At 59.3% G+C, this 13,750-nt stretch carries 12 protein-coding genes; 2 read left to right on the top strand and 10 right to left on the bottom strand.

Features of this window, described 5'->3' with window-relative positions:
• Positions 1 to 37 precede the first annotated feature (37 nt).
• The 8 genes from U9R61_RS11920 to rny form a co-directional block, all read right to left on the bottom strand.
• Entirely contained in the window at positions 38 to 955 is a 918-nt protein-coding gene (locus tag U9R61_RS11920) for a carbohydrate ABC transporter permease (RefSeq protein ID WP_322489038.1), read from the bottom strand.
• Entirely contained in the window at positions 952 to 2,088 is a 1,137-nt protein-coding gene (locus U9R61_RS11925; RefSeq protein WP_322489039.1) for a sugar ABC transporter permease, read from the bottom strand. Before U9R61_RS11925 ends, U9R61_RS11920 begins: the two co-directional genes overlap by 4 nt.
• A 236-nt stretch (positions 2,089 to 2,324) precedes the next feature.
• Positions 2,325 to 3,644, bottom strand: coding sequence for an ABC transporter substrate-binding protein (locus U9R61_RS11930; RefSeq protein WP_322489040.1), 1,320 nt, complete (start codon positions 3,642 to 3,644; stop codon positions 2,325 to 2,327).
• A gap of 258 nt (positions 3,645 to 3,902) precedes the next feature.
• Positions 3,903 to 4,934 (bottom strand): LacI family DNA-binding transcriptional regulator, encoded by a 1,032-nt coding sequence (locus U9R61_RS11935; protein ID WP_322489041.1) that lies wholly within the window; start codon positions 4,932 to 4,934, stop codon positions 3,903 to 3,905.
• Between the two features lie 214 nt (positions 4,935 to 5,148).
• The gene (locus U9R61_RS11940) at positions 5,149 to 5,850 is read right to left on the bottom strand and encodes a 3'-5' exonuclease (protein WP_322489042.1); all 702 of its coding nucleotides are present in this window, start codon (positions 5,848 to 5,850) and stop codon (positions 5,149 to 5,151) included.
• Positions 5,851 to 5,869: 19 nt separating this feature from the next.
• Positions 5,870 to 7,711 (bottom strand): DUF294 nucleotidyltransferase-like domain-containing protein, encoded by a 1,842-nt coding sequence (locus U9R61_RS11945; RefSeq protein WP_322489043.1) that lies wholly within the window; start codon positions 7,709 to 7,711, stop codon positions 5,870 to 5,872.
• A gap of 80 nt (positions 7,712 to 7,791) precedes the next feature.
• Positions 7,792 to 8,124, bottom strand: coding sequence for a stage V sporulation protein S (locus tag U9R61_RS11950; RefSeq protein WP_066790080.1), 333 nt, complete (start codon positions 8,122 to 8,124; stop codon positions 7,792 to 7,794).
• Between the two features lie 193 nt (positions 8,125 to 8,317).
• Positions 8,318 to 9,850, bottom strand: a complete 1,533-nt coding sequence (gene rny / locus U9R61_RS11955; protein ID WP_322489044.1) for a ribonuclease Y — start codon at positions 9,848 to 9,850, stop codon at positions 8,318 to 8,320.
• A gap of 273 nt (positions 9,851 to 10,123) precedes the next feature.
• Here rny and U9R61_RS11960 point away from each other — a divergent pair, with 273 nt between their 5' ends.
• Together U9R61_RS11960 and rimI are read left to right on the top strand one after the other, a co-directional pair.
• On the top strand, positions 10,124 to 10,948 hold the full coding sequence (locus U9R61_RS11960; RefSeq protein WP_322489045.1) for a hypothetical protein: 825 nt from the start codon (positions 10,124 to 10,126) through the stop codon (positions 10,946 to 10,948).
• A gap of 51 nt (positions 10,949 to 10,999) precedes the next feature.
• Positions 11,000 to 11,641, top strand: coding sequence for a ribosomal protein S18-alanine N-acetyltransferase (gene rimI / locus U9R61_RS11965; protein ID WP_416208847.1), 642 nt, complete (start codon positions 11,000 to 11,002; stop codon positions 11,639 to 11,641).
• Here rimI and U9R61_RS11970 read toward each other — a convergent pair.
• Positions 11,596 to 12,660, bottom strand: coding sequence for a radical SAM protein (locus U9R61_RS11970; protein ID WP_322489047.1), 1,065 nt, complete (start codon positions 12,658 to 12,660; stop codon positions 11,596 to 11,598). The two genes, rimI and U9R61_RS11970, sit on opposite strands and share 46 nt — an antisense overlap.
• Positions 12,661 to 12,669: 9 nt before the next feature.
• Entirely contained in the window at positions 12,670 to 13,458 is a 789-nt protein-coding gene (locus U9R61_RS11975) for an inositol monophosphatase family protein (RefSeq protein WP_416208848.1), read from the bottom strand.
• Positions 13,459 to 13,750 lie beyond the last annotated feature (292 nt).

The following is a 13,750-nucleotide window of genomic DNA, read 5'->3' on the forward strand; positions in this document are numbered from 1 at the left end:
CTAGCCAAAGTCGCAGCCTGATGTTGGTGCGGCCAATCTACCCCTTCACCGAACCGGCCATCAGACCGCGCACAAAGAAACGCTGCAACGAAAAGAAGACGATCAGCGGCACGATCATCGAAATAAACGCGCCGGAGGTGAGCAAATGCCACTCTTGGCCAAACTGGCCGAGCAGGCTGAGCAGCCGCTGCGTCACTACCTGCACCCGCGGCTCGGCACCGAGGAAGACCAACGCCACCAACAGGTCATTCCACGTCCAGAGGAACTGGAAGATGGCAAAGCTGGCCAGCGCCGGCATCGAGAGCGGCAGAATTAGGCGGGTGAAGATGGTAAAGTGGGTCGCGCCGTCAAGAAACGCCGACTCGAAGATATCGCGCGGAATGGTGCTGATGTAGTTGTAGAGCAGATAGACCGCAAGCGGCAGACCAAAGCCGGTATGAGCCAGCCAGACGCCGAGATAGGTGCCGCCCAGCCCCAACGCCACATAGTCGCGCAAGATTGGCACCAGCGAGATTTGGAGCGGCACGACCAGCATCGCCACCACGAGGATAAACAATGGCCGCCGGCCGGGGAAGTCGATCCACGCAAAGCCGTAGGCGGCAAAGGCGGCGATCAAGATCGGGATAATCGTCGCCGGCAAGGCCACGGTCAAGGTATTGAGCAGCGCCACCTCCATGCCCACCCGTGTGCCACTCGTGACCGGGCGATCGGGCAACGGAATGCCGAGCACAATCCGATAATTATTGAGCGTAAAGCGAGCGTTCTCCGGATTCGTCACCACCGTCCACCAGCCACTGGTCTTAACATCATCAGCCGGACGGAACGAACTGACCAACAAGCCAACGGTAGGTGTAATCCAGAGCACGGTGATCAGGATCATTACCACATAGACCATAATGTGGCCAATGCGAAACCGGCGGCGCTGGCGCGGCGCAGCAAGAGTAGTGCTGGTCATCGGAAGGCCTCCGTCTGCTTGTTAAACTGGCGCAGGTTGTAGTACATCACCGGCAACACCGCCAAGAGCAAAATGATGGCGATAGCAGCCGCGCGCCCGTTATTCACCTGCCGGAAGAGCTGGACGAACTGCACGTTTGCGATCACCTGCGTACCGAAGTTGCCGCCGGTCATCGACTGGACGATGTCGAAGATCTTGAGGGTGAAGAGAATAATGGTCGTGGTGACGGTAATGAGCGTGCCCTGAATTGACGGCAAGATAATGCTGCGAAAGATTTGGAACTCGTTGGCGCCGTCGATCCGGCCCGCTTCGAGCAGATCAGAAGGAATACCCTTAATCGCCGCCGAAAGGATCACCATCGAATAACCCGTCTGCAACCAGACCATAATGATCACCAGAAAGAGGTTATTCCATGGCTGCATCAACAACCAACCCTGCGACTCAAATCCCAGCGCAGTGATAATGCCATTGAGCAGACCGATCTGGGTTGAACCGGTCGGACGATATTCGTAGATAAACTTCCAGATCACCGACGCACCCACACCCGAAATCACCATCGGCATAAAGATCAGCGCCTTGCAAACGGTTTCAAATACGGGATGGGTGCGATCGACCAGCACGGCGATCAAGAGGCCAAAGCCCACACTCATACCGGTGCCGAAGATCATCCAGAAGAGAAAGTTGTTGCGGTACGACTGCAACATCTCTTGGCTGGTAAAAGCGTAGATATAGTTATCCAACCCGACGAAATTGACCCCGCGGGCATCGTAAAGGCTAGCGATAAAGGAACGGATCGTCGGCAACACGAGATACCACGTCAAAATGGCCAGCGCCGGCCCGACGAAAACAAAGGGGATTAAGCGCCGCCGCCACGTTGGCTCCAACTGTTCGATCAAATAGTTCGAGAGGGTAAAGAGCGCCAACACGCCGCCGACACCCCACAAAATCGCGATGATCGCCGTAATCCACTGCGGGATCTGCGTGTCACGCAGAAAGATAAAGACCTGATAGAGCACCAGAAAGGTGATCGCCGGCACAAAGATCGAAACCAGCAGACGGCCAAGCGTTGTCGAGAGAAAAGCGCCAATACCGCTTGGCTCAGGGGATCGAAAAACCTCACGTGTTGGACGCATCAGAACTCCTCCTTGAGGGGCCACGTTGCCGGTGAACGTTTGCGATCGGGGAGGGAGGCAGCGAGCAGGTTAGCGCCCACCGTCTCGCCAATTGCTGAAGCCCATTTGCTGGTCGGTTGCTAGTTGGCCAGCCGTTCCCGCACAGACATTGTTGGCATCTGCATCAGGAATTTACGGATAGGGCAGAGCAGCGCCCTGCCCTACCGTCCCACAGTTGCAACGATCAGCGCAACCGCCTATTGCTTATACGCCGCATCAATCTCGGCCAAGGCAGCATCAAGTGTGCGATTGCCGCTCGCCCAGTCGGTCATCCCCTTCCAGAAAGCGGCATTGACTGCTGCCGGCATCGCATCGGAGGCGTCGAAGCGGGCGGCTTGCGCAGCGAGGATCGCTTCGGCGACCTGCCGCTCGATCGAGGTCGGATAGACGGTCAGATCCTGATCCTTGTGCGGGAAGACGCCACCGCCGAGACGGGCCCACGGCGTCGCCGAGGCGCCAGTCGCCATGAACTCCATAAACTTGCGCACTTCCGGCCGGTCGCGGCCCTTGAGCACCACGAACACATCACCACCCACTTCCAGCGCCGGGGTGACGTTCGGATCAATCGGCGGCATCACAAACAGACCAACTTTGTTATCGAGGTCAGCCCGCACCGACTCTTGGAAGAAGTTGGTGACGAAGCTGCCTTGCATGTGCAACCAGCAGTTCGGCGGGTCGGTGAAGAGGAAGGTTGCCGCGTCGCCGAAGTTGGTCAACACGATCGACTGGCGGCCGCCATAGACATTGCCATCAGTAAACCAGACCTCACTCAAAATCTCGAAGGCGCGCTTAACTTCGGGCGAGCTAAAGGCCACTTCACCGGCAATCCAGCGATCGTAGACCGCGGTGGTCTGCGTGCGCAGCATGATATTCTCGATCCAGTCGGTGCCCTTCCAACCGGTCGCCGCGCCCGACTCGATCCCTTCGCACCACGGCGTATGGCCGTTGGCCTTCATCTGCTCGGTCAACGCCTTGAGCTCGTCCCACGTTGTAGGAACCTTATAGCCAGCCGCCTCAAAGGCCGGCTTGTTGTACCAGATAAAGCCCTTGGCATTGACGCGGTGGAAGACGCCATAAGGAGTCCCGCCAAACGTACCCAGCTCCTTCCAGAACGGCGCATAATTCTGGTCGATGAGCGACAACACTTCCGGCCACAACGGCACCAGATTGCCTTCAGCGGCCAAACGGGCCGCGCCACCCGGCTGCGGGAAGCCGGCAATATCCGGCGGGTCACCAGCCTGCACACGCACGACAATCTGGGTATCGAAGTCATTGACACCGGTGTAGACGACATCAATATCGGGATTCGCCGCCTCGAAGACCTTAATCACCTCTTCAAAGGCATCGGCTTCGCCACCGCCAAACGCACCGAGGATCGTCACCCGCTTCTTTTCACCACCGGTTTGACCAGTCGAGCCGCTAGGTTGGGTCGAACCGCCGCCACCGCCGCAGGCGGCCAGCACAAAGCTCACCGCAACCATTAATGAAATAACCATGACTAGTCGCGAACGCCGCATCGTTCTCACTCCTTCTGCTGGATGCAAGTCAACTTTGACGATAAAATCACATCATTTGGCAACGAGGCATTGCGTATCGTTGCAAGGCAAGCAGCTCACTGGCAAACGATGGTTGCCCAGAGACGCTCCGTGCTGGCAATGAACGCTCATGCGCGGCCTCAAACCCCCCCTTTGTTGCCAAGCTACCCCACAGCAATTACGCCAGCCCCACCTCCTTTCCATCAGCGCAAGCGTTACCATTCAACGCCCAACAACCAGCTAGATCGACTCCCGTTCGATCAGCGGGCAGGGAAGATAATGCTGAATCGGCGGCAGACTCTCGCCGGCGGGCAGGGTCTGCAACAACTCAACCGCGCGGCGGCCCATCTCGTAATGGGGCAGCTCGACGGTGGTCAGTGGCGGGTAGAGCTGAGCGGCGATCAATTCGAGGTTATCGAACCCGATCACGGCCACATCTTGCGGGATACGCAAGCCGAGCCGCTTGATGGCATCGTAGGCCCCTATCGCCATCTTGTCGTTAAAGCAAAAGATCGCCGTTGGGCGGTCGTCGCGCTCAAGCAGAGCAAGAGTGGCGACAAAGGCATCGTGGGCATTGGAATGGCAACTGCGCACCAACGCCGGGTCAAACGGCAAGCCATAAGCGGCCAGCGCCTGCCGGTAGCCTTCAAGACGGCCAAACAGGGCCGGCATCGGAATAATCTCGTTAATGAACGCGATCCGGCGATGGCCGCGGCGAATTAGCGCCTCGGTCGCGGTATAGCCACCTTGCACCTCATCGGGCATAATGGCCGGCAACGACCGGTCGGCGACGAAACAATTAACCAGCACTACTGGCGCCTGCACCAATTCCGGCGGCGGAGTCACTTCGTGATGGTACATCGCCGCATACATCAAGCCCTCCACCCGCCGTTCCATCATAAATTGCAGCGCCATCTGCTCGATATCACGCTGGCCGCTGGTATTGACCACCAACAACATCTGTTGCCCTGCCCATGCCGCCTCTTGCGCACCGAGAATAATGCGCACGGCGTAGGGCGACGTCACCACCTGGTCGGAGATCAAGCCCAACGTTTGCGAGTGGCGGGTACGCAAACTGCGTGCCATGGCGTTAGGCCGCCAGCCAAGGGCATGTATCGCGGCCCAGACCCGATCGCGCGTCTCTTGGCTGATGGCGACGCTAGTGACGTTATTGACCACAAACGAGACCGTGGTCTGCGACACGCCAGCCAGCCGGGCGACGTCGTACATCGACGGCGGGCGATTACGTTTTGAGCGAGATTGGTCGTCCATTGACCGTATCGGTTGACTTGGGTAAAACGAATTACTAATTCGATTTACAAGATAACACAGATTTAATTACCTGTCAAGAGGGTGCAGCAGCTTATCGGTATAATATCAGACTTGTCAATAGTTGCAAGGAGCTATGAGGAAGAAGGAAACGGCAGCCAGCCGGGTATCGTAGGGGCACAGCGGCGGGGTGTAGGGGCACAGCGCCGCTATGCCCCTACACCCCGCCGGCCCGAATCAAACCGGCCAAATCATTGCGCCCCTGATCGGCCAGCAACGCCGCTTGGGCAATAAACAACTGGGCAGTGGTCACCGCATCGTTGAGCGCATTGTGTTGGGCATAGATCGGCAACCCCAGCGCGTTCACCAACCCGCGCAACTCGATGGCCGGCGCCGGCATATCGCGTGATTGCTCGCCGAGCCATTGCGCATTGAGGTGCAAGGTCATCGCCAAACGGGCCGTATCGAGAATCGGCCGGCGCAAGCACCCGCCAAACGGTTTGAGCGCCGCGTTGATGAAACGCACATCAATTTCGGCCACATGCACCACCAGCACTCGCCCGGCAATCCGCTGCAACAGCTCGGCGAGCACCGCTTCCGGCAGCGGCGCATCGCGCAACTCTTCCGGGGTGAGGTGATGGACGCGAATGCTCTCAACGCTTGGCTCGCGACCGGGTGGCGGGCGAATGAGCGAATGCCATGTCTGTTTCAACAAGACGCGCCCATTCTCAACATTAACAGCGCCAATCGCAACCAGCGCATCGTGGCGCGGATCGAGGCCGGTGGTTTCAACATCGATCACCGTGTACGGCACTTCCCGCCACAGCAAGCGCCGGTCAGGCTCAGGAAAGGCTTCGTAGGCCCGCACAAAATCGGCGGGAGGCGTGCGCTGAAAGAGGCGTGACCAAAACGAAAGCATAGTCTCTCCCGTGCCGGCGTCACGCCAACCGATCGGTCTGGAACATGAGCGCCACCCCGCGCTGCACCGAGGCAATCACCTGCAATGACTCTTTGATCTCGCGCCGTTCGCGCGGGCCAAGCTGGTGGAAATTGACGAGATTGTCAGGCGGCAGCTCCTGAGCAATCTGTTGTTGCTGGTGTTGCAAGCGTAGGGTCGAGAGCAGCTCAAACGCGCTAATCAGATTATCGCCGTCTTCGCGGCTCAAGACACCGGCGGCCATCGCTGCGCGCAAGCGCGCGATCGTATTGCTCTCATTACTACGCGCTTCCAGCCCAAACAGACGGGCAATATCGACCACCATCGCCGTGCCGCGCAGCTTCAGATCGAGCAGATCGCGCTGTTCGCCGCGCCGTTCGAGCGCCACTTGGCGGAAGAAGGTCAGCGGCGCCGGTTGGCGGAGGGCCGCACGAGCAAGGCGGGCCATAAAGATGCGATGCTCAGCGGCGTGTTGGGTAATTGTGCGCAAGATCGGCTCAGCCGGCAAGGCGCCGTAGACTTGGCGGTAATCGAAAAAGATCGCCGTACGCAGCAACGACTCCTCATCAGGCACGTCGATCCAGCGCCGGAAATAGCGTTGCCAGACCGACAGCGGCTGGCGCCATTCGGGATTGGAGGCCATCACATTGCCGGGGCAACGGGGAAAGCCGCACTCGACCAGCCAACCCACCACCAATTCGGCCAACCGTTCAAAATAGCGCACCGCTTCCGGCGAGGCTTCATCATCATACACCAGCGCATTATCTTGATCGGTGCGCAGGGTCTGCTCATAGCGGCCTTCCGAACCGAGCACCAGCCATGCGTAGGGTACAGGAGGCGGCCCCAATTCGGCTTCAGCATCGTGCAGCAACCGTTGCAGCAAGGCATCGTGGGCCACCGCCACCACACGGCCAATATCGCTGACGCGCGCGCCGGCAGCCATCAGCGTATTGACCGCATCGGCCACTTGATCAGTATAGCGGCGCAGATCGGCCAGCGACGTCGCTCGTTGCAACAGGCGTGGCAAAAAGAGTGGGCTATTGCTTTGGCGGCGCAAAATATCGGTATGGGTAACTAAGCCGATCACACGATCGTGATCAACCAGCGGCAAATGGTGAATACCGCGTTCGAGCATCAGCAACAACCCCTCGAAGGCCAGCGCATCAGCCGAAATAGAGGTCGCCGGTGCGCTCATCACCTGTCGCACCAGCGTGGTGTCGGGCAAGCCTTCGGCGAGCACCCGATTACGCAGATCGCGGTCAGTAATAATGCCGAGTGGGAGCTGATCAACAATCAGTGACGAAATCCGCTCGGCGCGCATCAAGCGGGCGGCATCACCCACCGTCGCATCGGCGCTGATAAACACTGGCGGGCGGGCGATCAAATCGCGCAGGCGAGTTTGAAACAGGGCCGGGTTTGATTCAGCTTGGCGGGACTGGATCGCATACCCCAGCCGTTCGATCACCGAAGCGGCAAAAAACGCGGCGAACTGCGGCTGTTCGGCGCGCAGCCGATGAAAAATCGCTCCCGGCAACAAATAGAGCAGGGTATCAGTATGGGCGCGCACCGTCACCAGCGGCGGCTGGCCGCGAATGAGCGATGGATGGCCGAAAGCTTCGCCGGGGCCAAGGGTATCGACCACCTGATCACCGCTGCGCAGCAGATCGACCGAACCCTTGCACACAATATACAGAAACTGGGCCGGCTCGCCGCCACGGGTGAGGATGGTCTGGCCGGCGCGGACAAACTCAATCTGCAACTCACCGGCAATTTGGTGAACGACATGATCGGGCAGGCGATCAAACGGGGGGTAAGAGCGCAAAAAGCGGGCGATCTCGTCCATACCGGCATGCTCATTGATACAATGCGAGGCATCTCCGGAGTGGAGATGCCTCGCCAGCGACGACGGAACTACACAGGAGGCTACCGGCGTTCAATCAAGAGACGAATAGCTGTACGTTCCTCGTCATCGATTGCGACATCGATAAACGACGGAATGCAAACGATATCGATCCCCTCCTCGCTCAGATAGGCGCGGGCAATAGCGACGGCCTTAATTGCCTGATTGGTCGCGCCAGCGCCAATCGACTGCACTTCAGCCGAACCATTCTCACGCATAACACCGGCAATCGCGCCGGCAACGGCACTCGGCCGCGAGCGGGTCGAGACCTTAAGGACCTCGGCACTGCGCTGCTGACGAGCGGGGGCGGCGCTGCCATCGCCGACAGCTCGCTCTAGCGGCTGGGCGTTGCTCATAGCTTCCTCCTGTTGGTGAAGGGTAGATGGACGGCTCGCATCATCGGGCGGAGTTGCCAGGCTCATACCGGCGCAGCCTCCTCGTGTAAAAGAACCCTGATAGCCGACAACCGATGCGTATGGCAATTGTACCACACAGCATCGTGGTTAGCAGACCAAATGGCGAAGAATGTTTCGCCACTTGGCCTGTGGACTACCGCGCATAATCAACTGCGCGGGTTTCACGAATGATCGTGACTTTGATCTGGCCCGGATACTGTAAACTCTCCTCTATCTTTTTGGCCACATTCCGCGCCAAATGGACACTGGCCAGATCATCGATCTGGTCGGGTTGGACCATCACGCGCACCTCACGACCGGCCTGCACAGCAAACGCGCGTTGCACGCCGGGGAACGAGGTAGCAACCGTCTCCAGCGCTTCGAGTCGCTTAATATACAGATCAAGCGTCTCGCGCCGAGCGCCGGGGCGCGCACCCGAAATGGCATCAGCCGCGATTACCAAAAATGCTTCGACGGTTTGCGGTTCTTCATCGTAGTGATGCGCGGCAATCGCATGGACAATCGCCGGCGAACGACCCAACCGGCGAGCAATTTCAGCGCCGATCAGTGCGTGGGGGCCTTGCACCTCATGATCGACCGCCTTGCCAATATCGTGCAAGAGCGCAGCCGTTTTGGCAATATTCACATTGGCCCCTAATTCAGCCGCCATATGCGCAGCCAACAGCGCGCATTCCAATGAATGCTGCAAGACATTTTGGCCATAGCTAGTACGATACTTCAACCGGCCCAGCAGCTTGATCAGATCGGGGTGCAACCCTTGCACGTTCGCTTCGTAGGCGACGCGCTCACCCTCTTCGCGCATAATCTGCTCGATCTCAAGCTGCGTCTTGTGAACCACCTCCTCGATTCGTGACGGATGGATGCGCCCATCCTTCAACAACTTCAGCAACGCCACCCGCGCCACTTCGCGGCGCACCGGATCGTGGCACGAGAGCGTTACCGCTTCAGGGGTATCATCAACAATAATATCAACCCCGGTGATCTGCTCGAACGCACGGATATTCCGCCCTTCGCGGCCAATAATGCGCCCCTTCAGCTCTTCGCTGGGCAGATTCACCGTTGAGACGGTCATTTCCGCAACGTAATCGCTCGCGCAGCGTTGAATCGCCAAGCCGATAATCTTACGGGCAATCTTATCGGCCTCTTCTTTCGTTTGCTGTTCGAGTTCACGGATGCGGCGAGCGGCATCTTCGCGCGTTTCGCGTTCAACTTCGGCCAGAATAATCGACCGCGCTTCATCGCGCGACAACTGCGAAATACGCTCGAGCTCTTGCGCCTGCTGGCGCTTGAGCCGTTCCGCTTCTAGCGCCAGTTGTTCGATTTGGCGCTCGCGTTGCTGGATCAATCGCTCGCGTCGCTCGATACCTTCGAGTTTGCGATCGATATTCTCCTCTTTCCGTTGCAGCCGCTCTTCTTGCTTTTGCAGACTTTGACGCGACTCGCGCAATTCGGCCTCGGCCTCGTTGCGCAACCGTAACGCCTCATCTTTGGCTTGCAAGAGAATTTCTTTTTGCTGGGAACGCGCCTCTTCGATCAAGAGCCGCGCCTCAGCAGCTTTGCGTTGCACTAGTGAGCTGACCCCATTGTTCGCCCACCAAATGCCTATGCCGGCACCGCCGGCCAACCCTGCAAGCAGGGCGACGACGGCCCAGAGTAGCTCTGTCACGGTAGCCTCCTATGCAGTTGTTAATGTGCATGGCGCCGAGAAGATGTCCTCACCGGCGATATGCGAACAGAATATTGTAACTATGGATCATCAATCCATTAGATAATCCTCATCATACTGATCGATACCCCTGCTGTCAAGACTTTTGCCGCGATTCAGCGAGTTGAAGAGCGGTATCGCATCTGCTATAATCGGCGAAGGTGCCAGAGCGCGTACCCTTGTTGTTGCGTGCTTGCTGGATTTTACCTACCATCCTAAGGAGGATGAAACTGCATGCTTCGTTCATTCTGGAGAGCCACGTTGCTCTTGTTGATCCTTGGCCTGAGTTTGCTTGCGCTAGCGACCTGCGCTACCCAACCAACCCAAGGGACGCCGTTGTTCGTGCAGCAATTGACTGCGCAACCGGGCAGTTATGCCGGGCGTGAGGTGACGGTTGACGGGGCATACGTGTGGCGACCGGGCGATCCTTCGCTGTCGGTGCTGGCAGTAGGGGTCAGCACGCTTGACAATGGTCTCGATGCGCAGCCGATCGGCGAATCGATTTGGCTGGAAGGCTTCCCGGCGGAAGTCACCGAACATCTACACCGGCCGGGTGACTCGGTGTACGGCTTTGTCCGCGTGCGCGGTCGCTTCGAGACGAATGGCAATTATGGCCCCGGCGGCGCGTACCGCTTCTTGTTGACCGTCAGCAGCGCCGAGCCGATCGAGCGCATCCGCCGCGTCGAACAGCGCCTCGCCAATCGCCCGCTTGGCCCCGATAAGGTATCGTTCTTTGAATTGTTGCGTAATCCGCAGCAATATCAGGGGCAGCGGGTCACGACACAAGCGTACTATTTCTGGAATTCGATCATTTATGTGCTGGCCGAGGGCATCTCAACCGAAGAGGACGGATCGAGCCCGCAGCCAGTCGGCGGTGCGATCTGGGTCGAGCAGTTCCCGCCTGATCAGTCGGCGCTGCTGACGGTTGGGCCGAATAACAGCTTCGTTTGGGGGCTGGTGGAAGTGACCGGCACCTTTCAGACCGGCGGCGGTTTTGGGAAGGATGGCGCCTACCAGAGTATCTTTTTCGTCGAATCGGCCCGGCCAGTGCAACCGTAAACAGATCTAGCACACAGCGAGGCGACGGGGGTGTATTACTTCATCGAGCCGATGCGCGAAGATGACATCCCGGCTGTGCAAGTGATCGAACGGCAGAGCCAGATGACACCGTGGTCGGCGCAGACGTACCGGCGCGAGATTCAAAACCGGCAAGCCTGCCGCTACGTGGTCGCCCGCGCCGATACGCGCCCGCCAAACGACGCACTGCCGCAACCCGATTATCCGCTGTTGCTGCGCATGTTGCAACGGCTTGGTTTGATTGCGCCATCGCCAGAACAACGCGCCCTGATCGTAGGTTATGGCGGCATCTGGCTGAATGAGACGAGCGGCCACATTACCACCATCGCCGTCGCCCCGCCGCACCGCCGGCGCGGCGTCGGCGAGCTGATCCTCAATGCGCTCATCGATGGCGCGTATGAACTGAACGCGCAATACCTCTCGCTCGAGGTGCGGGTGAGCAATCTGACCGCCCAGCGCCTTTACCTGAAGTATGGCTTCCGCCCGGTCGGCCAGCGCGCCCATTACTATATCGACAATCAGGAAGACGCGCTGGTGATGTGGACGGATCCGATCACCACCACCAGCTACAAAGAACGTTTGCGCGAATTACGCCGCCAGTTGTACGAACGTCTGCGCCAGCAGGCCGATCAGGTCGTCGCCGATAACCCCAGCAGTGGCCCCAGCGTTGAGTAGAGCGGGCTTTGGCGAAGGTCGGCGGCACGGAAGCGACCACGATAGACGGCATCGGCCAATTCGCGATGGAGCTGAGCCAGCCGCTCGCGGCCCTGCACCCGATCGCGAAACGCAGCATGGCGCAAGAGCAACGCTGCTTCGTTGCGCGGCGAGAGTTTGCCGGCAAAGAGGCGGTGCGGTGCCCGCGGCGCTAAGCCCATCTCATCGCAACGGGCCAAGAGTTCGTGGTCGCGATCTTGCCGGTAGACCGGATTGACCGTCGCTTGATCGCGGTAGATGTCACGATAGTAGCGCGGCGGATACGAACCAAGCTGGCTCAGCAGGACATTGATCCGGTGGCGGTGGCGTTCGTTCGGAATGTGCAGGTAATCCCAGACGACGAAATCAACCCCGGCTTCAGCGCAGGCATGCAACACCCGGCGAAGATTAAGATTGCTGTCGTTGATGTAGGGCATGATGGGCAAGATCGCCACCCCAACCGGAATGCCCGCCCGCTTCAGTTCAGCCACCATCTCAAGTCGTAGTTGCGGCGACGGCGCGCGCCCCTCAAGCCGCACGGCGAGGTGCTGATCGAGCGTGAGCAGCGTCGTGACCACGATGGCCAAGCTCTGCTCGTTGATCTTTTGCAGCAAGGCACGATCTTCCAAGATCAGCGGACTTTTGGTCATCACCAGACACGGCTGGTTGTGCTCGGCAAAGAGCTGCAACACCTGCCGGGCGATGCGGTAGGTCTGCTCGGCAGGCTGATACGGGTCGCTGAGCGCACTGATCGCGATCAGGTCGCCGCGATCAATAGCCGGCAATGTCGCAGCGAGGCGCTGGGGCAAATCAACCGGAATCGCGATCGTCTCGTTGAGCGGGCGTTCGCTATAGACCCAGCTATCGCAATAGGGGCAGCCCAACTCGCAGCCGGTATAGATGCTCATCGTATAGGCTGAGAGAAAATACTCGTTGATGAGCGGGCGGCGCGCGCTGAGCGGCGGCAGGTTGGGGGCAAGTTCGCGTTGATAGTATGCCATAGGCAGCACTTACCCATTGGTGCGATTGCGGCGCGCGGCGGCGAGCGCAGCGAGCAGTTCGGCGTGAATGAGACCGTTGGTCGCGACAAGCCGGTCACCGGCGAGGGGACGCCAGACGCCGCCTTGCCAGTCGGTGATGGTGGCGCCGGCTTCAAGCGCGATCAAACCGCCGGCGGCGACATCCCACGGCTTGAGACCGAGTTCCCAGTGGCCATCGGTGCGGCCAGCAGCGACAGCGCAGAGATCGAGCGCCGCTGAACCGGGCCGGCGAATGTCTTGCACCAGCATCGCCAGATAGGTCATTTCGGCCAGATTGTTGTCGGGTTGTTCAAAGCGATCGTAGGGCAAGCCGCTGCTGAGCAGGCTGCGGGCCAGCGCCGGCGTTTGCGAGACGCGCAAGCGGCGGCCATTGAGAAACGCGCCGTGGCCGCGTTCGGCGTAGAAGAGTTCGTTGCGCATCGGGTCGTAGACCACGCCGAGCAGCGGTTCGTTGTAGGCGAGCAGGGCGATCGAGACGGCGAAGATGGGCAGACCATGCAAGAAATTGAGGGTGCCATCGAGCGGGTCGATCAGCCATGTGTAGGGAGAAGACATACTGACGCCGCTGCCCTCTTCGGCGATGATGGCATGGTCGGGGTAGCGGGCGCGGATCGCGCCGACGATAAGGGTTTCGCTGGCCCGATCGACTTCGGTAACGACATCGGCGTGTTGTTTTGGTTCGTAGCTGATATCACGTTCAGCCCCGGCGCGGATGAGGGCACCGGCGCGATAGGCGAGTTCGATGGCGAAATCGAGCATCATAATAGACCTGTCAATGGTACGCTAGCGAACACCGCCTTCATTGTAATACCAAAACGCAAAGACGCCGAGGGTGCAAAGAGGTTTAAACGCAAAGGCGCAGAGAACGCCGAGGACGCAAAGAGGTGTAAACGCAGAGGCGCAGGGGACGCAGAGGGGTTGGGGGAGAAGCGCCCCATGCTGGTTGTCATTGCTTTGGGGGCTCCGCCCCCAAAGCAATCTCCCGCGAGGGCAGGAGCCGCCACTCACCGCGGAATAGCTACGAAGACACCCAAATGACGCAAACGATCGG

The sequence above is a fragment of the Chloroflexus sp. genome (genome assembly GCF_034431535.1).
GTDB lineage: Bacteria > Chloroflexota > Chloroflexia > Chloroflexales > Chloroflexaceae > Chloroflexus.

Coding starts and splice junctions, on each gene's coding strand:
- U9R61_RS11930 (WP_322489040.1), bottom strand. CDS start 3,644: ATGCGGCGTTCGCGACTAGTCATGGTTATTTCATTAATGGTTGCGGTG.
- U9R61_RS11950 (WP_066790080.1), bottom strand. CDS start 8,124: ATGAGCAACGCCCAGCCGCTAGAGCGAGCTGTCGGCGATGGCAGCGCC.
- U9R61_RS11920 (WP_322489038.1), bottom strand. CDS start 955: ATGACCAGCACTACTCTTGCTGCGCCGCGCCAGCGCCGCCGGTTTCGC.
- U9R61_RS11935 (WP_322489041.1), bottom strand. CDS start 4,934: ATGGACGACCAATCTCGCTCAAAACGTAATCGCCCGCCGTCGATGTAC.
- U9R61_RS11970 (WP_322489047.1), bottom strand. CDS start 12,660: ATGGCATACTATCAACGCGAACTTGCCCCCAACCTGCCGCCGCTCAGC.
- U9R61_RS11940 (WP_322489042.1), bottom strand. CDS start 5,850: ATGCTTTCGTTTTGGTCACGCCTCTTTCAGCGCACGCCTCCCGCCGAT.
- rimI (WP_416208847.1), top strand. CDS start 11,000: ATGCGCGAAGATGACATCCCGGCTGTGCAAGTGATCGAACGGCAGAGC.
- U9R61_RS11945 (WP_322489043.1), bottom strand. CDS start 7,711: ATGGACGAGATCGCCCGCTTTTTGCGCTCTTACCCCCCGTTTGATCGC.
- U9R61_RS11960 (WP_322489045.1), top strand. CDS start 10,124: ATGCTTCGTTCATTCTGGAGAGCCACGTTGCTCTTGTTGATCCTTGGC.
- U9R61_RS11975 (WP_416208848.1), bottom strand. CDS start 13,458: ATGCTCGATTTCGCCATCGAACTCGCCTATCGCGCCGGTGCCCTCATC.
- U9R61_RS11925 (WP_322489039.1), bottom strand. CDS start 2,088: ATGCGTCCAACACGTGAGGTTTTTCGATCCCCTGAGCCAAGCGGTATT.